Annotated in this window: 21 protein-coding genes; 10 read left to right on the plus strand and 11 right to left on the minus strand. The window is 72.0% G+C overall.

What is annotated here, in order from left to right; all coding sequences use genetic code 11:
- Nucleotides 1-5: 5 nt before the first annotated feature.
- Complete coding sequence (locus tag Ate02nite_RS22435) at nt 6-755, minus strand: SDR family NAD(P)-dependent oxidoreductase (RefSeq protein ID WP_203808619.1); 750 nt, start codon at nt 753-755, stop codon at nt 6-8.
- Nucleotides 756-833: 78 nt separating this feature from the next.
- Between Ate02nite_RS22435 and Ate02nite_RS22440 the strand changes: the two genes are divergently transcribed.
- Entirely contained in the window at nt 834-1,400 is a 567-nt protein-coding gene (locus Ate02nite_RS22440; RefSeq protein ID WP_203808621.1) for a TetR/AcrR family transcriptional regulator, read from the plus strand.
- Between the two features lie 382 nt (nt 1,401-1,782).
- Here Ate02nite_RS22440 and Ate02nite_RS22445 read toward each other — a convergent pair whose 3' ends face one another.
- Entirely contained in the window at nt 1,783-2,697 is a 915-nt protein-coding gene (locus Ate02nite_RS22445; protein ID WP_203808623.1) for an NADP-dependent oxidoreductase, read from the minus strand.
- A 200-nt stretch (nt 2,698-2,897) separates the two neighbouring features.
- On the opposite strand from Ate02nite_RS22445, the gene Ate02nite_RS22450 reads away from it, so the two are divergent.
- Nucleotides 2,898-3,692: an ACT domain-containing protein gene (locus Ate02nite_RS22450; protein ID WP_203808625.1), complete on the plus strand. Its 795-nt coding sequence runs from the start codon at nt 2,898-2,900 to the stop codon at nt 3,690-3,692.
- Here the strand turns inward: Ate02nite_RS22450 and Ate02nite_RS22455 are convergent.
- Nucleotides 3,655-6,480, minus strand: coding sequence for a BREX system ATP-binding domain-containing protein (locus tag Ate02nite_RS22455; protein ID WP_239147601.1), 2,826 nt, complete (start codon nt 6,478-6,480; stop codon nt 3,655-3,657). The genes Ate02nite_RS22450 and Ate02nite_RS22455 overlap by 38 nt on opposite strands.
- 99 nt (nt 6,481-6,579) lie before the next feature.
- Between Ate02nite_RS22455 and Ate02nite_RS22460 the strand changes: the two genes are divergently transcribed.
- Together Ate02nite_RS22460 and Ate02nite_RS22465 are read left to right on the plus strand one after the other, a co-directional pair.
- Entirely contained in the window at nt 6,580-7,023 is a 444-nt protein-coding gene (locus Ate02nite_RS22460) for an SRPBCC family protein (protein ID WP_203808629.1), read from the plus strand.
- Between the two features lie 41 nt (nt 7,024-7,064).
- Nucleotides 7,065-7,841 carry a universal stress protein gene (locus Ate02nite_RS22465; RefSeq protein ID WP_203808631.1) on the plus strand — a complete coding sequence of 259 codons (777 nt, stop codon included), beginning with the start codon at nt 7,065-7,067 and terminating at the stop codon, nt 7,839-7,841.
- On the opposite strand, the gene Ate02nite_RS22470 is transcribed toward Ate02nite_RS22465, so the two are convergent.
- Both Ate02nite_RS22470 and Ate02nite_RS22475 read right to left on the minus strand, forming a co-directional pair.
- Nucleotides 7,828-8,484: a hypothetical protein gene (locus tag Ate02nite_RS22470; RefSeq protein ID WP_203808633.1), complete on the minus strand. Its 657-nt coding sequence runs from the start codon at nt 8,482-8,484 to the stop codon at nt 7,828-7,830. The two genes, Ate02nite_RS22465 and Ate02nite_RS22470, sit on opposite strands and share 14 nt — an antisense overlap.
- Nucleotides 8,485-8,497: 13 nt before the next feature.
- Nucleotides 8,498-14,584 (minus strand): polymorphic toxin-type HINT domain-containing protein, encoded by a 6,087-nt coding sequence (locus Ate02nite_RS22475; protein ID WP_203808635.1) that lies wholly within the window; start codon nt 14,582-14,584, stop codon nt 8,498-8,500.
- A gap of 118 nt (nt 14,585-14,702) precedes the next feature.
- On the opposite strand from Ate02nite_RS22475, the gene Ate02nite_RS22480 reads away from it, so the two are divergent.
- Nucleotides 14,703-14,858: a hypothetical protein gene (locus Ate02nite_RS22480; RefSeq protein WP_203808637.1), complete on the plus strand. Its 156-nt coding sequence runs from the start codon at nt 14,703-14,705 to the stop codon at nt 14,856-14,858.
- 19 nt (nt 14,859-14,877) lie between these two features.
- Nucleotides 14,878-16,887: a S9 family peptidase gene (locus Ate02nite_RS22485; RefSeq protein ID WP_203808639.1), complete on the plus strand. Its 2,010-nt coding sequence runs from the start codon at nt 14,878-14,880 to the stop codon at nt 16,885-16,887.
- Here the strand turns inward: Ate02nite_RS22485 and Ate02nite_RS22490 are convergent.
- Complete coding sequence (locus Ate02nite_RS22490) at nt 16,787-17,713, minus strand: helix-turn-helix transcriptional regulator (RefSeq protein ID WP_203808641.1); 927 nt, start codon at nt 17,711-17,713, stop codon at nt 16,787-16,789. The two genes, Ate02nite_RS22485 and Ate02nite_RS22490, sit on opposite strands and share 101 nt — an antisense overlap.
- Nucleotides 17,714-17,839: 126 nt before the next feature.
- On the opposite strand from Ate02nite_RS22490, the gene Ate02nite_RS22495 reads away from it, so the two are divergent.
- The gene (locus Ate02nite_RS22495; RefSeq protein WP_203808643.1) at nt 17,840-18,601 is read left to right on the plus strand and encodes an SDR family NAD(P)-dependent oxidoreductase; all 762 of its coding nucleotides are present in this window, start codon (nt 17,840-17,842) and stop codon (nt 18,599-18,601) included.
- Here Ate02nite_RS22495 and Ate02nite_RS22500 read toward each other — a convergent pair.
- On the minus strand, nt 18,572-19,981 hold the full coding sequence (locus Ate02nite_RS22500) for an MDR family MFS transporter (protein ID WP_203808645.1): 1,410 nt from the start codon (nt 19,979-19,981) through the stop codon (nt 18,572-18,574). The two genes, Ate02nite_RS22495 and Ate02nite_RS22500, sit on opposite strands and share 30 nt — an antisense overlap.
- A 92-nt stretch (nt 19,982-20,073) precedes the next feature.
- On the opposite strand from Ate02nite_RS22500, the gene Ate02nite_RS22505 reads away from it, so the two are divergent.
- Complete coding sequence (locus Ate02nite_RS22505; RefSeq protein WP_203808647.1) at nt 20,074-20,673, plus strand: TetR/AcrR family transcriptional regulator; 600 nt, start codon at nt 20,074-20,076, stop codon at nt 20,671-20,673.
- Here the strand turns inward: Ate02nite_RS22505 and Ate02nite_RS22510 are convergent.
- On the minus strand, nt 20,660-21,421 hold the full coding sequence (locus tag Ate02nite_RS22510; protein WP_203808649.1) for a hypothetical protein: 762 nt from the start codon (nt 21,419-21,421) through the stop codon (nt 20,660-20,662). The two genes, Ate02nite_RS22505 and Ate02nite_RS22510, sit on opposite strands and share 14 nt — an antisense overlap.
- Nucleotides 21,422-21,720: 299 nt before the next feature.
- Between Ate02nite_RS22510 and Ate02nite_RS22515 the strand changes: the two genes are divergently transcribed.
- Both Ate02nite_RS22515 and Ate02nite_RS22520 read left to right on the plus strand, forming a co-directional pair.
- Nucleotides 21,721-22,971 carry an MFS transporter gene (locus tag Ate02nite_RS22515; RefSeq protein WP_239147603.1) on the plus strand — a complete coding sequence of 417 codons (1,251 nt, stop codon included), beginning with the start codon at nt 21,721-21,723 and terminating at the stop codon, nt 22,969-22,971.
- 9 nt (nt 22,972-22,980) lie between these two features.
- On the plus strand, nt 22,981-23,418 hold the full coding sequence (locus Ate02nite_RS22520) for a TIGR03618 family F420-dependent PPOX class oxidoreductase (protein WP_203808651.1): 438 nt from the start codon (nt 22,981-22,983) through the stop codon (nt 23,416-23,418).
- Here the strand turns inward: Ate02nite_RS22520 and Ate02nite_RS22525 are convergent.
- From Ate02nite_RS22525 to Ate02nite_RS22535, 3 genes are read right to left on the minus strand one after another with little or no spacing between them, the layout of a single operon-like run.
- Nucleotides 23,415-24,650 (minus strand): lactate racemase domain-containing protein, encoded by a 1,236-nt coding sequence (locus Ate02nite_RS22525; RefSeq protein WP_203808652.1) that lies wholly within the window; start codon nt 24,648-24,650, stop codon nt 23,415-23,417. The genes Ate02nite_RS22520 and Ate02nite_RS22525 overlap by 4 nt on opposite strands.
- Nucleotides 24,647-25,654 (minus strand): Gfo/Idh/MocA family protein, encoded by a 1,008-nt coding sequence (locus Ate02nite_RS22530; RefSeq protein WP_203808654.1) that lies wholly within the window; start codon nt 25,652-25,654, stop codon nt 24,647-24,649. The genes Ate02nite_RS22525 and Ate02nite_RS22530 overlap by 4 nt, the downstream gene beginning before the upstream one ends.
- On the minus strand, nt 25,651-26,478 hold the full coding sequence (locus Ate02nite_RS22535) for a sugar phosphate isomerase/epimerase family protein (RefSeq protein WP_203808656.1): 828 nt from the start codon (nt 26,476-26,478) through the stop codon (nt 25,651-25,653). The genes Ate02nite_RS22530 and Ate02nite_RS22535 overlap by 4 nt, the downstream gene beginning before the upstream one ends.
- Nucleotides 26,479-26,646: the final 168 nt, after the last annotated feature.

Consider the following 26,646-nt stretch of genomic DNA (forward strand, 5'->3'; position numbering starts at 1 on the left):
CGGGGTCAGACCTGGCTGGCGCCGCCGTCGACGTAGATCTCGGCGCCGGTCATGTAACTGCTGTTGCCGGAAGCCAGGAAGAGCACCGCGTCGGCGATCTCCTCGGGCCGGCCCAGGCGGTTCATCGGTACGCCCGAGGCAAGGCCCTTGAACAGCTGCTCGGCCGACTCCGGGTCGGGCGCCAGGCCGCTGAGGCCCGGGGTGGCGATCGGGCCCGGGGCGATGCTGTTGACCCGGATGCCCTTCTCCACCAGCTCCGCCGCCCAGCTGCGGGTGAACGAGCGCAGCGCGGCCTTGGTGGCGGCGTAGACGCTGAACGACGCGGCGCCCTTGGTGTCGATGTTGGAGCTGGTCAGGATCACCGAGGAGCCGGGGTTGAGCAGCGGCAGCGCCTTCTGCACGGTGAACACGGTGCCGCCGACGTTGGTGTTGAACGTGTCGGCGTAGTGCTGCCAGGTGACGTCGGCGAGCGCGGCGAACTCGCCGCCACCGGCGTTCGCGAACAGCACGTCGAGCCCCTGACCGCGCTCCCGGATCGCTGCGAAGACCCGGTCGAGGTCCTCGAGGTTGGCCACGTCGGCGCGCACGCCGGTGGCGTTCTCCCCGATCGCGGCGACGGCCGCGTCGAGGGCGTCCTGACGCCGGCCGGTCAGGAAGACGTGCGCACCCTCGGCGGCCAGCCGGTGGGCGGCGGCCAGGCCGATGCCCGAGGTGGCGCCGGTGACGAGGGCGGTCTTGCCGGTGAGCTGTCCCATGATCTTCCATCCTTAGTTCTGTACCGCTTGGTATGGAAGTGACCGTAGCACTTCTGTACCGATCGGTTAGGATGAGCTATGCCACAGGGAAGACCACGCGGATTCGATGCGGAGGCGACACTCGACCGGGCCGTGGAGGTGTTCTGGCGGCTGGGCTACGACGGCGCCTCGCTGAGCGACCTGACCGACGCGATGGGCATCAACCGCCCGAGCCTGTACGCCGCGTACGGCAACAAGGAGGAGCTCTTCCACCGCGCGGTGGCCCGCTACGCCGAGGCCGACATGGCGTACGCCCGGGAGGCGCTGGCCGAGCCCACGGCGTACACGGTGATTGAGAAATTCCTGCGGTCCAACGCCGACGCGCTGACCCGGACCGACCGCCCAGCCGGGTGTTTGTCGATCCAGGGCGGCTTGGCCGGCGGCACCGCGGCCGAATTCCTGGCCGCGAGCCGGCTGGCCGGCGAGGCCGCGCTGGCCGACCGCCTGGCCCAGGCCCCCGATCTCCCGGCCGGCACCGACCCGGTGGCGCTGGCCCGCTACGTCATGGTGGTGAGCGAGGGCAACGCCGTACACGCGGCGGCCGGCGTAGACCGAGCCAGCCTGCACGCCACGGTCGACATCGCCCTGCAAGCGATCCCGCGCTAGAGCTTCGCGAGGGGCGGGCTTCCGGAAAGAGCAAATCCATATTCCGTACGCGCCACCCCGGTCCCGTGGCGCTCGGTCCCGGCAGGCGCGACTCACCCTCCGCGCGCCCGCCACGGGCGGTTTCGGCCCAAGACCCCGACCCAACCCGCCGGCAGGCGGCGGTCCGCCCCGCAGACCAGGACAAACACCAGCCTGAAGATCGCGCGCTTACCGTAGGTGAGCAGAGCAGCGCGTATGGGTGAGCAGAGCAAAGCGCTCGGGGTGGGTGTGCGGTTGCGCGAGCGTCGCGGCACGTGCCGGTGTCGCACGCCGGTCGCGCGGTGGCGGCGGCCGGGGGTAGTTGCGGTTGTCGACGGCGTCGGCCGTACCGGAAAGGTCCGGTCTAGATCTTGAGTACGACCTTCGTGCGCAGGTCGCCGCTCTCCAGGCGGGCGTGCACCGCGGCGGCGTCGGCCAGCGGGGCCACCGTTTGCGGCTGCAGGGTCAGCCGGCCCGCCGCGAGTTCGGACATCACCAGGTTCAGGGCGGCGGGCACGCCCTCGGGGACCACGTTGGACAGCGTTACGCCCAGGTCGTGGGCTCGGTGATCGGCCAGCGTGATGACCCGTTGCGGGCCGCCGGCCAGGGCGATCGCGGCCGGCAGGTCGCTGCGGCCGGACGCGTCGAACACCGCGTCGACCTTCCGGTCGCCGAGCGCGGCGTCGGCCGGGGTGGCGCCGAGGGTGGCGTAGTCGACCGGGGTGGCGCCCAGCTCCCGGGCGGCGGCGAAGTCGCCCGGCCGGACCGCCGCGATCACGGTGACCCCGCGGGCCACCGCGAGCTGGGTGGCGATCCGGCCGACCGAGCCGGCCGCACCTAGCAGTAGCAACGTCTCTCCGGCGCCGACCGCGAGCTGGTCCAGCACCCGCGCGGCGGCCTCGCCGGACGCGGGCAGCGCGGCCGCGTCGGTCCAGGTCACCGAGGCCGGCTTGCGGACCCAGAAGTCGGCGACGGCCAGCTCCGCGTAGCCGCCGAGACCGGGCAGGAAGACCGCCACCTCGTCGCCGGTGGTCACGTCGGTCACGTCCGGGCCGGCGCTCTCGACGACACCGGCCGCCTCGAAGCCCAGGACCGCGCCGGGGCCGGCCGGGAATACCGCCGCCAGGTGCCCGGCCCGGATCGCCAGGTCGGTGGGGCCGACGCCGGCGAAACGCACCGCGACCCGGATCTGGCCCGGGCCGGGCGGACCGACCTCGGTCTCGCCGATCTGCAGGACTTCTGGCGGCCCGTAGCCGCTGATCACCACCGCTCTGGTCATGGACCGACTCTATGTCGATCTTGGAGGGCCGCCGGCATGACCGGCATCACTGCGCCGCGCGCCGCATGATGAGGCACACAGACCGGTAGTTAGACGCCTTCCGGAATGATTAATGGCGATTTCACAAAAGGCCGGACAGTTTCCCTCCCCGATACAGCGAGTAATCGGCCGGGACACGCGGGCCGCCCAGGATCGTCGTCATGAAGACCTTCGACCGCTCCCGGGCGACCCACTGGGCCGCCGACCTGATCGACGTGGCCGCAGTGTTCTTCGCGGTCGGCACCGCGCACCTGTTCGTCACCCTGCTCGGCGAGCGCACCCACGGCGCGGCGATGCTCGTCGCCAGCGGGGCCATCCTGGTCGCCGGGGCGCTGCTGCGCCGGCGATGGAGCCGGCGGCGGCAACCCACCGGCCGTTCCCGGCACGCCACCCTGCCCGACATGCTGGCCACCATGCCGGCCGGCGAGTGCGCGCTGATGCGGCTGCGCACCACCCTGCCGGACCGCCCCGGCACGCTGGCCCGGCTCAGCGCCGGGCTGGCCGGACGCGGCGTCAACATCCTGGCCATCCAGATACACCCCGCCGAGGACGGGGCCGTGGACGAGTTGCTGGTCGCGGTGCCCCGGCAGATGACGGCCGACGACCTGGTCGCCGCGGTCGCGGCCGGCGGCGGCCGGCACACCGAGGTCAGCCACGCCGACGCCCACGACCTGGTCGACCCGGCCACTCGGGCGCTGAGCGTCGCCCGGCAGGCGGTGGCCGGCACCACCACTCCCGACGAGGCGATCCACCGCCTGCTCGACGCCGATCTGACCAGCGCGCCGCCGCCCGGCGCCGGGCACGTGGCCGCGCTGCACGGCACCGACGGCCGGCCGCAGTTCCTGGCCCGCCCGGCACCGGCCTTCACCCCGACCGAGGTCTCCCGCGCCCAGTCCCTGATCGACCTGTGCGAGGCGGTCAGATCGGCGTCGACTGCAGCTCGCGGCGGGAGGTGACGCCGAGCTTCCCGAAGACCTTGCGCAGGTGCCACTCGACGGTCCGCGGGCTGAGAAACAAAACCGCGCCGATCTCCGGGTTGGTCCGGCCCGCTGCCGCGAGCCGCGCGATCTGCCCTTCCTGCGGGGTCAATTCCACGCGTACGCCGGGGGAGCTCCGCTTCCGCACGGTCTCCCCGGTAGCCAGCAGCTCCCGCCCGGCCCGATCGGCGAAGCCCTCGGCCCCCATCGTGGCGAGCGCGTCGTGCGCCGGCCGAAGCTGCTCCCGGGCGTCGGCCCGGCGGTCGTGCCGGCGCAGCCATTCCCCATAGAGCAGCCGGGCCCGGGCCAGCGGCAGATCGAGCCGGGTGGCGGCAAACTCGGCGACCGCCCGGCGGTAGCTGTCCTCAACCGTCGCCGCCGCCGGGCTTGCCGCGTCGGCCGGGCTTGCGGCGTCGGCCGGGCTTGCGGCGTCGGCCGGGTTCACCGTGGAAGTCGCGGTCGTGGCTGCCGGGCCGGCGAGTGCGTCGGCGAGGGCCTGGGTGCCGCGCGCCCAGGGGGTGTCGGCCGGGGCGGTTCGTTCGGCGAGCCGATCGCGGGCCTTGGCCGCCGCGGCCAGATCGCCGGAGCGGGCGGCGGCCTCGACCAGCTCGGCGAGTCCCCACTGGACCACGGCGAGATCCTCGTGCTCGGTGGCGGCAGTAGCCGCCGCCAGCGCGGCCTGGTAGTCGCCGAGCCCGTTGAACAGCACCGCCCGGCTGTAGCCGGCGACGCCGAGCAGCCAGCCCATCCCGCCGGCCCCGGCGTCGGCGGTGAGCGCGTCGATCAGCTCCAGCGCCGGTTCGCGACGGCCCCGATAGGCGGCGAGGATGGCCGCGGCGGCCGGGTGCGGCGACGGGCCGGTGGCGCGGGCGAGCGCCTCGGCCTCGTCGAGCAGGTCCGACGAGTCGGCGAACCGGCCCGCGTAGATCAGTGCACTGCCGCGGAAGGTCAGCGCGGTCGGCAGCAGCGACAGCGTGCGGCCGGCCCGGGCGAAGGCAACGGCCCGTTCGGTGAGGTCGAGGAACCGCTCGTCGTCCCACACCTCGTGGACGAACAGCCCGGCCATCCAGAGCAGGTCGAGGTCCTGATCCGGCGTGATCGCGTCGAGCGCCGCCCGAAACAGCGGCACGGCGGCCGCCTGCCCACACCCGTGCCACGCGATCAGCGCGGCCAGCACCCGCCCGGCCGGATCGTCACCGGCCGCTGCCGCGCCGGCAGCCTGGCGCAGGTTGTCGCCTGAGGTTGCGGTGGTGGCGGCGTCGATGGCCAGGCGTAGGTCGTCGCCGGCGAAGCGGCCGGCGTTCAGGGCCGCGCCGATCGCGGACACGAACGTCTCGCGGGCTGCCGCCGGGTCCAGTTCCGCCAGCCGGGCGGCGGTCGCCAGCAGCGGCGGGACCGCGGCCCGGCCGGTGTTGACCGCGAACGCGACCCGGGCGCGCAGCCGTTCGACCGCGGCCTGCCCGGCCGGGTCGAGCGGGCCCAGTTCGGCGGCGGCGAGCAGGGCGGGGACCTGGGCGAAGGCGCCGGAGGCGAAGCGGGCTTGGGCGGCGGCCAGGGTGCGGGCGGAGCGGGTGCCGGAGTCGAGGGTGAGTTCGGCGGCGCGTTCCAGGAAGGCCGCGGCTGCCGCCCGGCCGCCGCGGGCGAGGGCCCGGTCGGCCGAGCGTTCCAGTTCGGCGGCGACCTCCTCGTTCGGGCCGACGGCGGCGTGCGCGCGGTGCCAGGCCCGCCGGTCGGGGTCCTGGTCGGCGTCGGTGACCTCAGCCAGCGCGGCGTGCACGGCGCGCAGCTCGGCCGGGTCGGCCGCGTGCCAGGCGGCCGCGCGGACCAGCGGGTGCCGGAACCGTACTCGGGCACCCAGCTCGACCAGGCCGGCGGTTTCGGCCGGTACCGCCGCCTCCGGGGCGATGCCGAGCACCGCGGCCGCCCGCCAGAGCAGCGGCACGTCGCCGGTCGGCTCGACCGCGGCGGCCAGCAGCAGCCTCCGGGTGTCGGCGGGCAGGGCCGCGATGCGCCGCTGGAAGCCCTCCTCGACCCGGTCCTGCAGCGGGGTCGCGGTGGGCGTGCCGAACCCGAACGCCAGCTCGGCCGGAGTGCGGTCGCGGGGGAGTTCGAGCAGGGCCAGGGGGTTGCCGCGGGTCTCGGCCAGGATCCGGTCGCGGACCCGGGCGTCGACCAGACCGGGCAGCACCGAGTCGAGCAGGGCGCGGGCGTCCGCGTCCGGCAACCCGGCTACCGGAAGCTCCGGCAGGCCGTTGAAGGCCTCCCGGGCGGCGAAGACCAGGGCTACCGACTCGGCGTCGAGGCGGCGGGCTACGAAGGTCAGGACTACCTCGGACATGCGGTCGAGCCACTGGGCGTCGTCGACCACGCAGAGCAACGGGCGGTCGGCGGCGGCCTCGGCCAGCAGGCCGAGCACGGCCAGGCCGACGATCAGGGCGTCCGGTGGGCGGCCGGCGCTCAGGCCGAACGCGGTGGCCAGGGCGTCGCGCTGCGGGTCGGGCAGCCGGTCGAGGTGGCCCAGCAGCGGGGCGCACACCTGCTGGAGTGCGGAATAGGCCAGCTCGGTCTCCGGCTCGACGCCGGCGGCGGTGACCACCCGGCCGGTCCGGGCCTGATCCACCAGGTAGTCGAGCAGCGCGGTCTTGCCGGCGCCGGCCTCGCCGCGCAGCACCAGGACCCGGCTGCGGCCGTCCTGGATGTCGCGCAGCAGGCGGTCGAGCGTCTCGAGTTCGCGCCGCCGCCCGCGCAACTGATGATCCTTGGCCACGGGCCGGAGCCTACCGAGGCGTCCTCCGCACCCTGGCCCCCTCGCCCCAGGGACGCACCCTGGGGCGAGGCCCGGGCCGGTGGCGGTGAAGTAGTGGGCATGACGACGATCCATTTCACCGAGACCACCACCGCCACCCCGGAGCAGTTCCTCGCCGGTCTCACCGACTTCGGGCCGGGGCGGGAGAAGCTGTTCGGCAACAGCGCCGCCGCCTACCTGAAGGTGCACGCCCAGGGGCCGGACTGGGCCGACGTCACCGAGGGGTCGGGCGGCGTCTGGGAGCGGCTGCACTACGACTGGTCGGACCCGCGCAAGATCGTGATGACCACCACCGACTCGAACATCTGGGGTGGCCGGTCGGGGCACACCTACACGCTGACCCCGCAGGGTGGCGGCGTCACCCGGCTGGACGCGGTGGTGGTGCGCGACGGCAAGAACTTCAAGGGCCGGGTGACCGGTCTGCTGCTCGGCACGGTCGCCAAGGGCGCGCTGGGCAAGGCTCTGGCGAATACCGTCAAGGCCATCGAAAGTACGCCCTTGTGATCTTTCCGGGACGGGACGACTCTGGACCCGAGGAGGCGGCCATGAACGTCACTCGGATAGTGGTCGGGGCCAACGGATCTTCCGGCTCAACCGCGGCGGTGCGCTGGGCCGCGGTCGAGGCCCAATTGCGCGGCAGCGAGCTGCGGGTGGTGATCGCCCACCCGCGCCGGCCGTCCGGCCACGCGGAAACCGCCGAGGTCCTGCACAAGGCGGTCGGTGCGGCCCGGGCGGTCGCGCCCGGCCTGGAGGTCCGCGGGGTGGCGATGCCGGGCTACGCGGTTCCGGTCCTGCTGCACGCGGCCGAGGACGCGGTGCTGCTGGTGGTGGGGGAGCACAGTGGCGGCCGGATGCTGGGCGCGCCGGACGACTCGGTCGGCAACCAGGTGGCCACCCAGGCGCGCTGTTCGGTCGCGGTGGTGCGCGGCCGGCCCGACTGCGACTCCGGGCCGGTGGTGGTCGAGGTCGCCGACGAGCCGGGCAGCGACGCGGTGATCGGCCGGGCCTTCGAGGAGGCCGCCCTGCACGGCACCGAGGTGCTGGCGGTCACGGCCGGCCCTGACCGGCGGGGCGTGGCGGCCGAGGTGCTGGGCACCGAGATGGACAGCCGCCTCGACCCGTGGCGGGCGAAGTTCCGCAGCGTGCCGGCCCAGCGGGCGTACGTGAACGGCCGCCCCGACCGGGTGATGGTGGACAGTTGCCGGCAGGCCCGGCTCGCGGTCGTCGGCCCGCACCGGCAGGGCTACCCGGGTGCGCTGCTCGGTGCGGTCGGCACCCGGCTGCTGCGCCGGGCCGACTGCCCGGTGCTCATCGTCCGATGATCACGTCGCCGAGGTCCACCCCGGAGACCTTGGCGTAATCCTTGGCGAAGTGGCTCACCGCTTCGCGGAACGGGTCGCCCTCGCGGTCGAGCACGTCGAGGGCGCGGCGTTCCAGGGCGGTGTCACCGGTCAGCCGGGCGTAGGTCAGGGCCTTGGCGGTGCGGCCGGGCAGGCCGTTCGGCCAGAGGCTGGCCCAGAGTTCGCCGCGGTGGATGTGGTCGCCGGCCAGCAGCAGGCGGCCCAGGTCGGCCCGGTCGACGACGAACCGCACCGAGCCGGGCGCGTACTGCCGGACGTCGGCCATGAACACGCTGGCCGGCAGCTCGGCCCGGGTGGCCGGCCACGGATATTCGTAGAGCGCCGGGACGCCCGGGATGCCGGCCCGCACGGTGGTGCGGTCGGGCCGCCAGATCTCCACCCGCACCCCGCCCAGCTCGGCCAGCAGCGGGTCGAACTCCTGGTCGACGGCGTCGACGCTCCAGCCGAGCATGCCGCCGCCGCCGCCGCTGCCGATGCTCAGCTCGTGGCGGATCGGGCCATGCCCGTACACAAGCGTTTGTTTGCGGGTTTCGACCGGCCCGGGGCCGTCGCCGAGAAGTTCGGCGACGGCCTCGAGCAGTTGTCGTTTGGTTGGTTTGGCCATGACCTTCCTGGGGTTAAGGCTTGTCGAGCCAGTTCCAGAAGCGGGTGCCGGGCTTGGGCGGGGTGGCCATGAGCCGCAGGGTCAGCAGACCGTTCGACTCGTAGTTGTAACCCCACAGCTCGCCGTTGGACTTGCCGCTTCTTCGGAGGTACTTGCCCAGCTGGCGGGTTCCCTTGCGGGCGCCCGACTTGGTGTAGGGCTTGAGCTCGACCGGGTCACCGTTAGGGGCCAGGAAGTCGGGCAGGCCGCTTCCCTTGCGGCCCCAGCCCGGGCCCCGGCGGTAACCGAGGGCCTGGAACGCGGACACCACGGCCGGGCTGGTGTGGGTGGCCTGACCGAGCGCCGCCGCCGGGCTGTTGCCGGACGACAGGTTAGCGCAGGTACAGGTGCGGCCACTGCCGGGCGGACAGTTGTGGACCAGGACCGACTGGTCGCCGGCCAGCGCGTAGTAGGTGTGGATCTCGTCGACCGTCAGGTCGTAGGTGGGCTGGTGACCCTGGTAGACCTTGACCGCACCGAGCTGCACGAACGTGCCGGCCGCCGTACGCAGCAGGTCGCCTTGATGAAGATCGCCGGCCTGGACCCATTCGCCCTTGCTCGCGACCCAGAACGGGTGGGTGTCGGTGGTGGTGATCTGGTCGGTGCCGATCGACAGGTCGACGAACACCTTGTCGTGGTCGGTGCGGATGGTGTGGGTGACCTGCTTGGCCACCGTCTCGCCGGTGATCGGGTCGGTGGCCAGCACGGTGTCGCCCGGCTGGACCTCGTCGATCGCCTTGCTCTTACCGGCATTGTTGCCGTCGGCGTCGGTGTCACCGAGCAGCACCCGGGTGCCGGCCACGAAGCTGTGGCAGCCGGTCGGCTCGGCCTTGCCGCGCGGAATGTCGTCCGACGCCGCACCACGCTTCGTCTTGGCCTTGGCCCTCGCGGCCAGGGCTCTAGCGCGTTCCTGGGCCTCGGCCGCGGCCTTCTTCGCCGCCGCCTCGGCCAGCGCCTTCGCTCTGGCCGCCTTCTCGGCCGCAGCCTTGGCCGCTGCCGCTGCTGCCGCCTTGGCTGCCTCGGCCGCCTTCTCCGCACCGGAGATGATCGCCTTGGCCCACTTCAGTTCCGAGAAGAACGTGATGACGGCCTTGCCGGCCCGGTAGATGGCCTCGGCGATCTTCTTGGCCTTGAAGATCTTGCCCCAGGGCAGTGCGCCGATGATCATCATGGCGCAGGCGCCCAGGTCACCCTTGAGGCAGTTGATGATGTCGTTGATCCCGAGGAACTCCATCAGGATCTGGCCACCGGCCTCCAGGATCACGTCGAGCGTGCTCTTGGACTGCAGCTGGTTGGCCTTGGCCAGGTCCTCCGGCGACGGTCCCGGGTCGACGACCGTGGTGGCGTCGGTCGGGGCCGCCCCGCCGGTGGTGCCGCCCCCGTCGAGCAGGGCGCCGGTCGGGTCCGAGTAGGCGAGCGGGTTGTTCGCCGCGTACACGTAGGAGGAGGTCGCCTCGGTGCCGGTCGGCAGCGGGTCGCGGGACGGGAACCGCCCGGTGGACGGGTTGTAGTTGCGGGCCCGCATGAAGTAGTTGCCGCTGCCGGTGCTGGAGTCCTGGTAGGCCCCGTGGAACTGCATCGGGTTTTCCAGGCCTTCGCCGGGAAGCGGCTGGGCGGCGAGCGATTCGCCGATCCGCGGGTTGCCGAACGGGTCGTAGTCGTAGCCCTTCTCCAGCGTGCCGGCCGGGGTCAGCATGTTGGCCACGCCGCCGAGCCAGTCGTGCGTGTAGGAGTGGGCGCCGGTCTGCTCGTCGAGCAGGGCGAGCGGCTCGTCGTCCGGGCCGTAGACGAAGCCGCGCTTCTCGATGACCGTGCCGGCCTGGTCGGACACGGTGTCCTGGGCGATCTGCGGCAGAGTGCCGGCCACGTCCCACGACCAGCGCTGGGTCGTGGTGGCCACGTTCGGCGCCGAACTGGTCGACGCGATGCGCAGGCCGGCCGCGTCGTACCCGTACGTCGTGGTGGCCTTGTCGCCGTTGATCGTCGCCTTGGCGATGGAGTTGTCGAGGTTGTAGACGAACTTGTCGCCGCCGGCCCGGGTCTGGTTGCCGAGCACGTCGTAGTCGTAGGTGGTGAGCCGGCTGTTGTGCCCGAGCAGTGTCTCCAGCTGCAGCTGGTCGGCGTCGTCGTAGGCGTAGGTGGTCAGGTCGGCGCCGGCCGAGCCGGTGCGCTTCTGGCTGGTGCGGTTGCCGACCGCGTCGTACGTGTAGTCGATCCGCCCGGCCGGTTTCGCCTTGGGATCGCAGGAGTCGGCCGCGTAGCAGGCCGACGTCACCCGGTCGGTGTCGTCGTAGGAGTAGGCCACCTTCTCGGCGATGCCGCCGCGGGTGGTGACCACCTTGGTCGGGTTGCCGACCTGGTCGAGCGTCAGGTCGAACTTGGACACCGGGTCCTGCACGCCCTCGACCGGGTCACCGACCCGTTCGGTGCCGATGCCGACCAGCCGGCCGGCGTCGTCGTAGGCGCGGCTCTCCTTGAGCCCGGTGGCGCCCGGCAGGGTGGTGCTGGTGCGCCGCCCGGCCGCGTCGTAGCCGAAGCCCCAGGTGTTGCCGGCCGCGGTCATCGAGGTGAGCCGGCTGCCCGCGTCGTAGTCGAACGCCAGGCTGGTGCCGTCCGGGTACTGCGAGGAGGCGACGTTGCCGCGCTCGTCGTACTTGTAGGTGAAGGTCTCGTCGGCGCGGTCCGCCTCGCGGCGGGTGACCGAGGTGATCTGGTCTTCCTCGTCGTAGGCGACGTCGCGCACGCCGGCCGGGTCGCCGTACGAGGTGATCCGGTCCTTGGCGTCGTAGGCCCAGGTGTAGACCGGGCCGTTGCCGACCACCCGCTTGTCGCGGCGGCCGACGATGTCGTACGAGTCGAGAACCGTGCGCTTGGCCGCCTCGGCGTCGGAGAGCCGGGACGGGTCCTCGAACAGGTTCAGGGTCAGCGACTGGGTCTGGTTGCCCTCGGCGTCGTAGCCCAGGTAGGTGCTGCGGCCCAGCGGGTCGGTGTTGCGCACGAGGCGGCCGGCCTCGTCGTAGAAGTACCTGGTCCAGTGGCCCTTGGCGTCGCGGACCCCGGCGACCTCACCGTCCTTGCCGTACTCGTACAGGGTGGTGGCGTTGTCCTCCGGGTCGACGACGGTCTGGGTCTGGTCGTCGTCGGTGTAGCTGTAGCGGGTGACGTTGCCGCGTGCGTCGGTGCTGCTGGACACCCGGCTGACCTCGTCGTACTTCGAGGTCGAGACGTTGCCGAGCGGGTCGATGCTCTTCACCATGTTGCCGGCGAGGTCGTACTCGTAGCGGGTGGTGAAGCGGGCCGGGTCGGCGCCGTCGACGTTGCCGCGCGGGTCGACGACCGTGGCGAGCAGGCCGTCGTCGGTGTAGGTGTAACTCGTGATGCCGCCGGTCGGCGAGATCTCCTTGGTCTTGTTGCCGGCCTCGTCGTACTCGGTCTTGGTCTGGGCGCCCTTGGCGTCCTTGATCCCGGTCTGCTGGCCGTTGGCGTCGTACTCCAGCGACGTCTTGCGGCCCAGGGTGTCGGTCGCCGACGCCACGTCACCGCGGTTGCCGCGCTCGTACGACGTGGTCTTGCCGTACTCGTCGGTGGTCGACGTGGTGCGGTCCAGGTCGTCGACCGCGATGTCGGTGATGACCACCTGGCCGTTCGGGTACGGCCGGCGGATCTGGATCGGGTTGTCGTCCCGGTCGTACTTGTAGGTGGTGGTGAAGTCGGCCTTGTTGGCCCCGGGCAGGTTGCCGCGCGGCGAGGTGGTCGACTCGACCAGGCCCTTCGGGTTGTACGCCCAGCTGGTGATCAGGTCGGGCGAGTGCCGCATGTCGATCGCCGCGGTCGACTTACGCCCGGCCGGGGTGTACGTGAACCGGCTGGTGACGTTCTCGGCGAAGGTCGCCTTGAGGGCGCTGTTGTCGTAGTAGGCGTAGGAGGTGGTGACGCCCTCCGGCGAGCTCTGCTTGAGCAACCGTCCGGCCTTGTCGAACTCGTTGCGGGACGGGCTCTTCTTGCCCGGCTGCAGCGTCGCGACGACCCGGTCCTGCTCGTCGTAGTACGACAGGGTGGTGAAGTTGCGCGGGTCGGTGACCGAGACCTGCCGGCCGGTCTTGTCGTAACCGAACTTCGTGCGCCGCCCCTCGGCCGAGACGCTCGCGCTCTCCAGGCCGGCGTTGAGCTTGCCGTCCGGGATGGTCTCCGAGTGGGTGACCTTGCCGCGCTGGTCGGTGACGGTGGTCAGCACGCCGCGGGTGTCGTACTCGTACGTGACGGTGTGCTTCTTGGCGTCGGCGCTCTCGATCAGCTCGTCGAACTCGTTGTATTTGTCGACCCACTTGTTGCCGTCCTCGTCGGTGTGGGTCGTCGGGTTGTTGCGGGCGTCGTACTCGGTCTTGGCGCTGAACCGCTTCTGCGGCGCGAACTGCTCGATCAGGTTGCCGGCCGCGTCGTACTGCGACTCGTGCTGGTTGCGGTTGGCGTTGACCACCAGGTTGCGGTTTAGCGACCCGTCGTAGCGGTGCACGCTGGAGTCGCCGTTGCCGCGCTGCGAGTAGAGAAGCACGTTGCCCTTGTAGCCGTCCCACACCTTCACGGCGTCGGCGTCGGTGGTCTCCGACTCCTGCCGTTCCGGCCGCCAGAGGAACGTGGTGGCGGCGCCGAGCGCGTCGGTCTGCTTGATGGCCCGGCTGGTGGTGGCGTCGTATTCATTGGTCAGCGTGACGACCTGGTAGGGGTCGATGACCTGGGTGAGCCGGCCGGCCGCGTCATACCTGTATTTCCAGGTCTCGCCGGTGGCGTCCTTGACCTTGGTGAGCAGCCCGGACGTGTACTCGAAGGTGACCTTGCGACCGTCCGGCAGGGCGACCGAGCGGATCAGCGCACCCTCGACCTTGACGGTGGCCTCGTGCCCGGACGCGTCCCGGACCGTGATGCCCTTGTCGGTGTAGGTGAATCTCAGGCCGACGAGACGCGGGTTCAGGATCGACACGAGCCGGCCGAGCGCGTCGAAGGCGTACACGATGTTGTTGGGAGTAACGAGTTCCCAGCCGTCACCGGCACGACGCAGCGTGGACCGCACCCCGGCCGGCTTCTTGAAGGTCTCGCCGTCCAGTGTGTACAGCACCTCGGAGCCGTCCTCGGCCCGCACGACGGCGCCGCCCTCGGAGGCAGTGACCTTCATGTCGTAGACCCAGGCCCAGCCCGGCCCGAACGCGGACTGCCCGGTGTTCAGCGACGAGTAGGCGCGGGCCGACGTGAACTGCACGCCGAACGACTCCATCGCCAGGTCGGTCTCGTTGCGCAGGAACGCGCCGGTGCCGGTGTTCACGCCGATCGCCCGGATCGCCTGGCTGGCGTCGGTCATCCCGAGCGCGTCGCTGCACCCGCAGCCGGCCGCCTGCCGGTTCGGGATGTCCGGCGGGTTGACCACGTCACGGGCCTGGGCCCGGTCGGACGGCGCCGACGGTGTCTCCTCGCCGCCCTCGAACAGCGCGGTGATGGTGATGAAGTAATCGCGGCCGGTCTGTACGTGCCAGCCGTCGGCGGCACCGAACGACCGGCAGTACTCCCGCGGCGAGCCACCGCACTCGCTGAGCGCGAGGTCCTCTTTGGACAGGGTGGTCGATTCCTGCTTGGTGTTGTCGGCCGCGTCGAACAGGTCGACCCGCCACTGCTGGAACGACTCGTCGGCGGTGTTGAAGTTGGCCACCAGCGAGGTGTCGCCGAGCACGTAGCCCGGCTGCAGCTGGATGTCGGTAAAGGCGGGATCGCCGGGGGCGAGCTTGGCGACCCGCTTCAGCTCGGCGCCGGAGATCTTTTGAGCTTCGCCGCCGGAGCGTACGCCGAGCGGCACGACCGGTGGCCGGTCCGCGTCGGCGAGGGCTTTCTCCGGTGCGGCGTTGGCCGGGACCGGCCGCTGCTGCGGTGCGGCACCGGCGGTGAGCTGCGGAGTCGCACCCGGTTCGGCGGCCCGCGCGATGGTGGCGGGCTGGGCGGTCAGGGTAGCGACGAGAAGAACGGAGCAGAAGACGGCGAGCCATCGGGCACGCGCGAGAGCATGGGCGAACGCCATGATTTCGGTACCTCCCCCGTGAAGATCCGGCCCGCAGCCAATCACGTGATTCGATGGATATCTATCCAAGATCTGACCTGATGCGGTCAGACCTTTACCGACCAGTAAGGACGGGGACATGCTTCATCGGGACGCCGCGTTGCTCGGCACCCACCTGCACTACGTCGAGGCCGGCAGCGGTTCTCCGGCACCGTCGTCGATGTCGGCGACGCCGGTCACTTTCTGCCCGAGGGCCGGCCGGTGGAAGTCGCGGCCGGGCTGTCGGCTTGGCTGAACAGTGATAGAACATCGAGATGATCGATTCGTTCGGCGACCTCGATGCCTATGTCCGTCTGCCCCGGCTCGCCGGGCTGTGGCTGTCGCCCGACGGCCGCCGGCTCGTCGTGGGGGTCGGGACGCCGGACAAGAAGAACGCTCGCTACGCCACCGCGCTGTGGGAGGTCGACCCGGACGGGGAACGGCCGGCCCGGCAGCTGACCCGCAGCGTCAAGGGCGAGGCGGCGGCCGCCTTCACACCCGAGGGTGACCTGCTGTTCACCTCGGCCCGGCCCGGTCCGGACGGCGAGGACGACGACGAACCCTCGGCCGCCCTGTGGTTGCAGCCGGCCGCCGGCGGCGACGCCCGGGTGCTCGCGAAACCGGCCGGTGGCCTGCACGGGGTGGTGGTCAGCGCGAGTGGCACGGTGGTGGCCGGCTCGGGGCTGCTGCCCTCCTCGGACGGCCTCGACGCCGACACCGAGGCCCGCAAGCGACGCAAGGAGGCCGGCGTCTCGGCGATCCTGCACGAGGAATACCCGGTGCGCCGCTGGGACCACGACCTCGGGCCGGACCGGCCGCGCCTGCTCACCGGTGACCTGGCCGGCGGCGGCGAGTTGGAGCTGCGTGACCTCACCGGGCACGCCGGGCGGGCGGTGGAGACCGAGGACGCCTCCTGGGACCTCACCCCCGACGGCCGCACCCTGGTCGTCACCTGGGCCGAGGCCGAGCGCTTCGGGTCGCAGCGGACGATCGTGGCGGCCGTCGACCTGGCGACCGGGGAGCGGCGGACGCTGGCCGGCGACCCGGCCAACGACTACGGCGAGCCGCAGGTGTCGCCGGACGGCCGGTCCGTGGCGATCGTGGTCCAGCGGCGCTCCTCGGCGGACGATCCCGGCGACGTGTGGCTGGCGGTGGTGCCGGTCGACGGTGGCCCGGTCCGGGATCTGACCGTCGGCTGGGACCGGTGGCCGGGCGGCGCCCGCTGGACGCCGGACGGTGCCGCGCTGATCGTGCAGGCCGACCACGAGGGGCGGTCACCGCTGTGGCGGGTCGACGTCGCGAGCGGGGAGGTCACCCGGCTCACCCCGGACGACGGCGCCTACTCCGACGTGCGGGTCTCGCCGGACGGGCGGTGGGTCTACGCGCTGCGCAGTGCCGTCGACAGCCCGCCCAGCCCGGTGCGGGTGGCGGCGGACGGGTCCGGCGGGGTTTCGGGATTGTCGGGGCCGGCCGAGGCCGTGACCGTGCCCGGAAAGCTGGTCGAGGTCACCGCGACCGCCGCCGACGGAACCCCGCTGCGCGCCTGGCTCGCGTTGCCGCACGGGGAGACGCCTTCCCCGCTGCTGCTGTGGATCCACGGTGGACCGCTCGGCTCGTGGAACGCCTGGATGTGGCGCTGGAACCCGTGGATCATGGTGGCGCAGGGCTATGCGGTGCTGCTGCCCGACCCGGCCCTCTCGGTCGGCTACGGATACGAGTTCGTCAAGCGCGGCTGGGGGTCGTGGGGCGACGCGCCCTACACCGACCTGATGGCGCTCACCGACGCCGCCGAGCAGCGCCCGGAGATCGACGCCTCGCGCACCGCGGCGATGGGCGGCTCGTTCGGCGGTTACATGGCCAACTGGGTGGCCGGGCACACCGACCGGTTCGCGGCGATCGTCACGCACGCCTCGCTGTGGGACCTCGGCCAGATGATGACCACCACCGACGCCCCGTTCTACTGGCTGCGCGAGCTGACCACCGAGCGCCTGGCCGACAACTCGCCGAACCGCTTCGCCGACGCCATCACCACCCCGATGCTGGTGATCCACGGCGACCGCGATTACCGCGTGCCGATCGGCGAGGCGCTGCGGCTGTGGTGGGACCTGCTGTCCCGCTCGAAGGCCGACGACGGGACCAGCCCGCACAAATTCCTCTATTTCCCGGACGAGAACCACTGGATCCTCAAACCCGGAAACGCGAAGGTCTGGTACGAGACGGTTCTCGCCTTCCTGGCCCACCATGTGCGCGGTGAGGAGTGGCAGCGTCCGACGTTGCTGGGCTAGAGCCGGTCCCGCCGATCACCGAGAGCAGGGCCAGGGCCTCCTCGGAGGGCGAGCCGGGCGTGGCGGTGTAGATGACGAGGCGCTGGTCGCGGTCGGCGATGTCGAGGACGTCGCAGTTGACCGTGACCGGCCCGACCTCGGTGTGCTGGAACGTCTTGACCAGAGTCGGCTCGTCGGTCACGTCGTGCGACGCCCACAGCTCACGGAACCGCTCGCTGCCCGCGCGCAGGTCGCGGACCAACTCGGCGACCTCCGGGTCGCCGGGGTAGCGGGCGGCGGTGGCCCGCAGCCGATGCGCCGCGTGCTGGGCGAACCGATCGGCGTCGGAAACCTGGTAGAGCCGGCCGGGGCCGCCCAGGAAGACCATGCGGGCCAGGTTGCGGTCGCGGCGGGGCAGCACCGAGAAATCCTCCATCAGCGCGGCCGCCAGATCGTTCCAGGCGATCACCTCGAAGCTGGCCGAGATCACCGTCGCGGCCGACTGGGGGAGCCGGGCGATCAGGTCGAGGATGCTCTGCCGCACCTCGCGCGACGGGCCGGCCGGTGGCGCCGGTGGTTCGCCGGCCAGGTGGTGCAGGTGATCGCGCTCGGCGTCGGACAGGCGCAGCGCCCGGGCCAGGCCGGACAGCACCTCGCGCGACGGGTGCGGGGAGCGGGCCTGTTCGAGGCGGGTGTAGTAATCCGTGGAGATGAACGCCAGCTGGGCCACCTCCTCCCGGCGTAAACCCGGAGTGCGGCGGCGCCGGCCGGTCGGCAGGCCCACGTCGCCGGGTGCTATCCGCTCGCGCCGGCTGCGCAGGAAGCCGGCCAGCTCCGCTCGATTCATGCCTGCTCCGCTCGATTCATGCCTGCTCCGCTCGATTCATGCCTGCGATTCTGCTCGCCGGTTCCGCGCTCAGCCAGGTACCGCCGATCCCTGCCTAACGCCCGCGAGCCGGCGGAGGCTTGCCGCATGACATCTCTTCTCGACGACAAGGTCGCCTTCGTCAGCGGCGCCGGCCGGGGGATCGGTGCGGCCGCGGCCCGCCTGTTCGCCCGCGAGGGCGCCCGGGTCCTGCTCGCCGCCCGCACCGAGGAACAGCTCAAATCCGTGACCGAGGAGATCCGGGCGGCCGGCGGCACCGCCGAGTTCGTGGTGTGCGATCTGGCCGACCCCGACAGCGTGCGGGCCGCCGTCGACCGCACGGTCGACCGGTTCGGCCGGCTCGACGTGGCCTTCAACAACGGCGCGACGATCTCGCCGCCCGGTCCGCTCGATCAGGTCAGCCAGGCCGACTTCGACCGGCTCTACGAGGTCAACCTGCGAGGCGTGTGGCTGGCGATGGTCGCCCAGGTCGCGGCGATCCGGGCCACCGCCGGCTCCGGGGCGATCGTCAACAACTCCAGCGTGGGCAGCCTGACCGGCAACCCGGCGCTGCCCGCCTACGGCGCGATGAAGCGGGCGGTCAACAGCCTCACTGAGTCGGCCGCGATCACCTACGGCCCGGAGGACATCCGGATCAACGCGATCGCGCCGGGCAACACCCGCACCGAGATGATCGACGCCTGGGAGGCCGATTCACCCGGTCTGGTGCAACGGCTGGTGGCGCAGACGCCGCTGGGCCGCCAGGCCGACCCGGGCGAGATCGCCCAGGCCGCCGCCTGGCTGCTCAGTGACCGTGCCTCGTTCGTCACCGGGGTCGTCCTACGCGTCGACGGTGGCGCTCGGGCTTAGTTCTTCGGCTTTCGCCTTGGCGGCAACGGGGAGGAACAGGGCGGCGACCAGGGCCGGCAGGGTGAGCACGACGGCCCAGAGGAAGGCGTGGTCGAAGGCGGTGGCCGGCTCGGCCGGGTGGGCGGCCAGGCCGCGCTGCAGGACCACCGCGAGGATCGCCGTGCCGAACGAACCACCGACCTGCTGCAGGATCCGGGTGGCGGTGCTGGCGTGCGGGATCTCCGGCTTGGTCAGGCCGTCGTAGGCACCCAGCATCACCGACATCAGGATCATGCCGAGGCCGGCGCCGCGCAGGACCAGGGCGATCGACAACACGATGGTGCTGGTCTGCGTTCCGGCGAAGGCGAACGGCAAAGTGCCGAAGATCAGGAGCAGGACCGAGACAAGGACGACGGTACGGCTGCCCCAGCGCTCCAGGATCCCGCCCACCAGCCGGGACAGTGCGACGCCGAGGCCCTGCGGCACCATCAGCAGACCGGCCGTGACCACGCTCTCGCCGCGCAGCTGCTGGTAGTAGAGCGGCAGCAGCAGCATCGCCCCGAACGACGCCATGCCGGACAGGAACATCAGCAGCCCGGCCGCGGTGAACGACCGGCTCCGGAACAGCCGCAGGTCGACAAGCGGCTCGGTGGCCCGCAGGGCGTGCCAGGCGAACGCGGCGATCAGCACGGCACCGGCGACGACCGGCAGGCCGACGGTCAGGCCGCCGCCGTCGCCGGCCTCGCTCAGGCCGTACACCAGGGCGGCCAGGCCGGGGGAGAGCAGGAGCAGGCCGGTCAGGTCGAGCGGGTGGGTGCGTTCGCCGGTCTCGCGCGGCAGGTAGCGCAGGGCAAGCACGATGGCGGCCAGGCAGATCGGCGGGTTGACGTAGAAGATCCAGCGCCAGTCCAGGTGGTTGAGCAGCAGGCCGCCGATCACCGGGCCGAGCACCGGCCCGAGCAGCGCGGGCAGACTGACCAGCGCGACCGTGTTGCCGCTGACGGTTTTGCCGCCGGCCGCGCCGAACAGCAGGGTCTGCATGATCGGGATGAGCAGGCCGGCCGCGGCGCCCTGCAGGGCCCGGAAGCCGATGAGCGATCCGACGTTCCACGCCATCCCGGAGAGCACCGACCCGGCCAGGAACAGCCAGAGGCCGGCCAGCCACACGCGGCGGGCGCCGAACCGGCGGGTCGCCCACCCGGTCACCGGGATCGACACGGCCATGGCCAGCAGATAGGCGGTGCTGATCCACTGGATGGTGGAGACCGAGGTGTGCAGGTCGGCGCGCAGCGAGGGGATCGCCACGGTGACGATCGTGGTGTCCAGCAGCGGCGCGACCAGGCCGAGCACGACCACGAGGGCGAGCACCAGAAGGCTGGGCTCGCGGGTTTTGACGGTCATCGGAAGCTCCTCCCGTAAGAGACGGTGCGTCTCTAATCGGGAATGCTAGGCTTCTCGACGAAGAGACGCAACGTCTCTTACGGAGGTGTGATGTGCCGACCAGGCGCCGGGGTGAGGAGCTGGAGGCCACGATCCTGGAGGCGGCGTGGGCCGAGATCCAGGAGCACGGCTACAACCGGCTGACCGTCGAGGGCGTGGCCGCCCGCGCGCAGACCGGCAAGCAGGTGCTCTACCGCCGCTGGCCCAACCGGGCGCAATTGGCCGTGGCCGCGATCCGGCACACCCTGGGCCCGCTGGTCACCGAGGCGCCCGACACCGGATCGCTGCGCGAGGACTACCTCACCGTGCTGCGGCTGATGGCCGGCCGGGCCCGGCACTACACGCCCGAGCTGCTGCACGGCCTGATGCCCGAGGTCTGGGGCCTGGCCGGGGAGATCTCCTCGGCCCTGCCCGGCGTCATCGCCGAGATCCTGCGCAACGCGGCCGCCCGCGGCGAGATCACCCACGCCGACCTGCCCGAACGGGTGGCCATGCTGCCGCTCGACCTGGTCCGTTACGAGGGCATGCGCAGCGTCGTGCGGTGGGCGGAGATCACCGAAGCCGATGCCGAGAAGGTCGTCGCCGACATCCTCGACACCGTCTTCCTGCCCCTGGTGATGGCCCTGGCCGGGCCGTCCTCTAGACCGGAATGAGCCGGGCCGCGAAGGCGACCGTGGCCACGCAACCGTCGCGCAACCGGGCGGCGGCCGGGTGCTCGCCCAGGTTCTCCAGGCGCGACGCGGTCGCCTCGACCAGCTGCTGGTCGGCGTTGAGCAGGCGCTTGGCCATCCGGGCCTGAGTCGGGGTGAGCCCGGCGAACGCGCACTGCTTCAGCGCGGCGACCGTCTCGTTGTCCAGGGTGCCGGCCAGCACCCGCTCGCTCACGATCTCCTGCAGCCACTTCGGCCACCAGCTGTACCGGCCGAGAGCCTGGCTCGACCGCACCGCGACGGCGGGGGAGTGATCGGCGTTGAGCAGCCGCAGCGCGATCTCGGCCCCGAAGCTCTCCAGGTGCAGCGCCGAGACGAACGCCTTGAGCAGCGGCCCGGTGCCGATGACCGACTCCATCGCGGCCGCGGCTCGCGCCCAGTCACCGGTCAGGATCAGGCACAGCGCGTGTGCCGCGGCGGTGCCGGTGTCCTCACCGATGGACCGCTCGTCGATCCGCGCGACGGTGGCGGCGAGCCGCACGGTCGCCAGGGTGGCCCGCTCGGCCCGCTCCTCGCTGGCCGGCCGGTTCAGGTGGCGCAGCACCATGTCGGCGGAGTGGTCGGCCTCGCGGCGCAGCAGCAGCGACGGGATGGCCGGGACGATCACGTCGGCGAGCGCCTCGGTCACCGACGCGGCGTCGAACCGCTCGCAGTTCTGCTCGAACTCGGCCCACCACGACACCGGATGCATGTGCACGTCCCCCTCTGGTTCCCGTCGGCCGTGTGCCGGCCACGAACAACAATTCGGCGGGCGCAGGCATCGACTGAGGGCAACTTTTCGGACCCCTTCGGCAACCGTTCGGCACCGTTACTCGCTGCCGATATGAAGGACACGCTGAGTCGTCAAAGAAACTGCGGAGCGCATTCAATTGGCTACACGCAGCCAATCTATTCAGTGATTTGGGTCAACCTGTCTAACGAGCGTTGAGGGAATGCGATCGGCCACGAATCCTCGACAGACCCGTGTCATGAGGAGGTTCGGTGACCGCGATGTCTCCCGCCCGGATGTGGCGGCCGCTGACCGGGCTGCTGCTGGCCCAGGGCAGTGCCCTTACCGCCAACCGGATTCTGCTGGTCGCCCTGCCCTGGCTGGTTCTCACGTCGACCGGAAGTCCGACCCAAACCGGACTGATCGCGACCTGCCAGGTTGTCCCGTTCGTCATCGTGCAGGCGCTGAGCGGCCCACTGCTCGACCGGGTCAACGCCCGGGCGGTCAGCGCGGCCGGCGACCTCGCGTCGGCGGCCGCGATCGTGATCCTGACCGTGCCCGGCACCCCTCCGATGTGGATGCTGTGCCTGATCGCGGTCGTGATCGGAACCGCCGACGGCCCGGCCACCGCGGCCAAGGCCGTGCTGGTGCCGGCGGCGACGGCGGCCACCGGGCAGCCGCTGGAACGCGGCACCGGCCTGACCACCGCGGTGGAACGGGCCGCCACCGCGGCCGGTCCGGCGCTGGCCGGCCTGCTGATCTCCACCGAGGGCGTGCAGGCCACGCTGCGGCTGGCCGCGACGCTGATGGCCCTGGCCGCGCTCACCGCGGTGTTCATCCCCGGCCGCCGCCGGCGGGCCGCCGCCCCCACCGGCTACCTGCGGGAACTGCGCGAGGGCGCCACCTTCCTGCACGGCGATCTCTCGCTGCGCGCGATCGTCGCGATGATCGTCGCCAGCAACTTCATCGATCAGGCGTTCCTCACCGTGCTCCTGCCGGTGTGGGCCCGCGACCACGGCCTCGGCGCCGAGCTGGTCGGCCTGGCCATCAGCGCGTTCGCGACCGCGTCGGTCGGCACCGCGCTGCTCACCGCGTGGATCGGCAACCGGCTCCCGCGCCGGTACACGTACCTGATCGGTTTCACCATCAGCGGGGTCTCCCGCCTGGTCGTGCTGGCCTGCGGCGCGCCCGCCGCGGTGGTCCTGTCGGTGTTCGCGGTGGCCGGCCTGGGCTCCGGCCTGGTCAACCCGATCATCAGCGCCTACACCTACGAACGCATCCCGGTGGCCCTGCACGGCCGGGTGAACACCCTGATCACCGCGTGGGCCTGGTCCGGCATCCCGTTCGGTGGGCTGGCCGGCGCCGCCATGCTGTCCGCCGCCGGGCTCACCGCGTCGCTGTGGTGCTGCAGCGCCGCCTACCTGGTCGCGGTCCTGCGTCCCGGCTGGCGGGTGCAGTGGCACTCCCAGCGCTCGCGGGCCCTCGCCGCCACCCCCGCCGCGGTACCGGAACCGCAGACCGCGGCGGTGTAGCTTCGTGCCATGACGACGCTCGACGACTTCGCCGCGCTCGCGGGCAAGGAGCAGGGCCTGGTGATCGTCTCGACCCTGCGGGCCGACGGCACGATCCAGGCCTCGCTGGTCAACGCGGGCGTGCTGCCCGACCCGGCCACCGGCGTCCCGGCGCTGGCGTTCGTCACCTACGGGAAGGTGAAGCTGGCCAACCTGCGGGCCCGGCCCCAGCTCACGGTGAGCGTGCGGTCCGGCTGGCAGTGGGCCACCGCCGAGGGCACGGCCCGGCTGATCGGCCCGGACGACCCGGCCGGCGGCGTCGACGCCGAACGGCTGCGACTGCTGTTACGCGAGGTCTTCACCGCGGCCGGCGGCACCCACGACGACTGGAACGAGTACGACCGGGTGATGGCCGACCAGCGCCGCACGGTCGTCCTGATCGCCCCCTCCCGCGTCTACAGCAACTAGCTCCGCAGGCGGAAGAGCACCTCGCCGGCGCGGGGGACCACCATGGTGTCCGGGTCGGCCTCGAAGGCGGCCACGTCGATCGTCGCCGGGTCGCGATAGCCCAGGTTCACCGCCCGGCAGACCTCCTCGGGGATGCCGGTGGCCAGGGTGACCTCGACCCGCAGTCGTTCCTCGCCCGTCGACGGGTCGTAGGTGCCGGCACCGCGCAGGTGGGTGGAGTGGGCCAGCACGCCCCAGTGCACGTGCGAGAAGGTGTCCCACTGCTTCACGAAGTAGTCGCGGCAGTGGTAGCCGATCTCGTGGATCTGCGGGTGGCTGGTGGCGATCTCGGTGATGTGCGGGGCGTACAGGATCACCTCGCCGCCGTCGGCCACGATCGGTTCGACCTTGTAGAAGCCCTTGGCGCCGGTCCAGATCTCGTCGTACATCGCCGGCACCAGCGACAGCACCCGGCGGACCGGTGCGTCCAGGTAGGTGACGTGGGTGGCCGCGCTGACCTCGGCGGCGCTCGCCCAGGACGAGATGCAGTCGCCGAACGACACCGAGTGCAGGTCGCCGTCGGTGCCCTCGGCGGTGACCACGCAGAGGGCGTACGTGTCGGCCGGTATCAGCGCGGCGCCGTCGTTGATCAGGGCCCGCACCGGCGTCAGTGAGGTGGTGCCGATGATCTCGGCCGAGGTGATCAGGGCGCCGAGCCAGTGCGACACGTCGATGATCTTCTGGCCGGCCACCCCGGGGAAGAAGTACTTGTTGCCGCCGGACATGCCGACCACCTCGTGCGGCAGCACCGGCCCGACCACCAGCGCGATGTCGTGCTCGACGACCGCCCGGTTGAGCAGCACCTCGACGTCGCCGGTCATCCGCCCGCCGGAGAGTTCCTCGATCCGGGAGCTGGGGATCGTGCCGAGGTTGGCGAACGTCGACGGTTCCCACCACTCGTGGTTGCGCACCTCGACGCCGGGAAAGACACCGACGTGCTCGGCGAGGGCCGCGTCGCTCATCGCGCCGTGCGTGCCGAGCGCGATCAGCACGGTCAGCTTCGACACCCGGCCGTGCAGCGCCCGGTGCACGGCGCCGACCAGCAGCGGCAGCGGGCACACCCGGGTGGCGTCCGGGACCAGCACGCAGACGCTGCGCCCGTCGAAGTCGATCCGCCCGAGCTGGTCGACGACGAACTCGGTGACCTCGGCGGGGGAGAGGACGCGGTCGGGACCACCAAGCCTGCTGCTCATGCCGCCGATCCTGCCAGGGAGACCGGGCGGCCGGTGCGGGCCGACCGGTAGGCGCCGGTGATCACCGAGATCGCCAGCCGGTTCGTCGCGAGGTCGACCCGCAGCGGCTCGGTGCCGGCCAGGGCGCCGAGAAAATTCAGGTACTGCCGGTGGTGCGCGCCGGACAGCCGGCCCGGGTCCTGGCTCGCGGTGTTCGCACCGGTGGCGGTCACCGCCGCGTCGCCGAAGTAGGTCAGCTCGTCGTTGTCGATCACCGCCGAGCCCCGGTCGCCGTGCACCTGCAACCGGGCGCTCAGGCCCGGATAGGCCGAGGTGGTGGCGTGCAGGACGCCGAGGGCACCGGAGTCGAACCGGACCAGCCCGGCGGCCACGTCCTCCACCTCGATCCGCTCGTGCGCGAGGGTGCCGGTCCAGGCGAACACCTCGACCGGCCGGCCGAGCGCGGCGATCAGCAGGTCGACGGTGTGCACGCCCTGGTTCATCAGCGCGCCGCCGCCGTCCAGGGCCCAGGTGCCACGCCAGTCCCCCGAGTCGTAGTAGCTCTGCGCGCGCCACCAGTCGACCGACGCGATGCCCGAGGTGACCCGCCCGAACTCGCCCCGGCCGATCGCCTCGAGGACCCGCTCGGTGGCCGGGTCGAACCGGTGCTGGGAGATCACCGTGACGAGGGTGCCGGCGTCCCGCTGGGCCCGGATGATCTCGTCGGTGCGCTCGACGGTGATCTCGGCCGGCTTCTCCAGGACGACGTGCTTCCCGGCCCGCAGGGCCTCGATGGCCACCGGGCCGTGCCGGCCGGTCGGGGTGCAGACCACCACCGCGTCGATCGGCGCGGCGCCGAGAGCCGCGGCGAGCGTGGGGTACGGCCGGGCGCCGTGGGCCGACGCCAGCTGCTCGGCCCGGGCGGTGTCGACGTCGACGATCGCGGTCAGCGAGGCCAACCGGCTCAGAATCGCGGCGTGGTGCGCGCCGATCACGCCGGCGCCGACGATGGCGAAGCTGGTCACGCGTACTCGATCCCCTCGGTCTCGAGCAGGCCGGTGAAGGCCTGCCAGGCGGTTCGGAACAGCGCCGGCCCGGAGAAGCCGCCGGTGGCGTGCCCGGCGGCCAGATGGGGTTCGAGGGAGAAGAAGCCGTCGAAGCCGTCGCGGCGCAGGGCCCGGACGGTCTCGGCGACCTCACCGTCGCCCTGCCCGGCCGGCACCACCGTGCCGTCGGCGGCGAGCGCGTCCTTGATCTGCACGTATTCCAGGTGCGGGCGCAGCATCGCGTAGCCGTCGGTGAACGGCCGCACGCCGACCTGCACGAAGTTGGCCGGATCCCAGGCCAGCCGCAGCGCGGGCGAGCCGATCGAGCGGACCAGGTCGAGACAGCGGCCGGGAACGTCGCCGTAGATCTGTTTCTCGTTCTCATGCAGCAGGATCAGGCCGGCCTCCTCGGCCACCCGCACGAGCGCCCGCATCCGGTCGAGCACCGCGGCGCGATGGTGGGCCGGGTCGTCGCCGCGGGGGAGGAAGAACGAGAAGATCCGGATGTACCGGGCGCCGAGCCGGTGGGCGACCTCGGCGGCGTGCTTCATCCGGTCCAGGTGCGGCGGGAAGTCGTCGCCGATGCCGATCTTCCCGATCGGCGAGCCGATCGACGAGACCTGCACGGCGTACGCGGAGAGGGTCTTTTTGATCTGGTTCAGTTGGGCCGGGGAGAGATCGAGGATGTTGACGTCCCAGGCGCTGCGCACCTCGATGAACTTCAGGCCGAGGCCGGAAGCGACCGCGCACTGTTCGGTGAAGTCGGGGGAGATCTCGTCGGAGAAGCCGGAGAGGGTCCACACCCCGCCATCATCGCCGCACCGGCCGGCAACCGCCCGGCAACCGAGTCGGCATCCGGTGCAGCTCAACGACCGCACCCGGCAGGTCGACTGGACCCAGGGCACCACGTACGGCGATGTTCTGCACCGGCTGCGGCACGCCGGCTGGTTGATCCCTCGGACATGATGGAG

It is taken from the genome of Paractinoplanes tereljensis (assembly GCF_016862435.1).
GTDB lineage: Bacteria > Actinomycetota > Actinomycetes > Mycobacteriales > Micromonosporaceae > Actinoplanes > Actinoplanes tereljensis.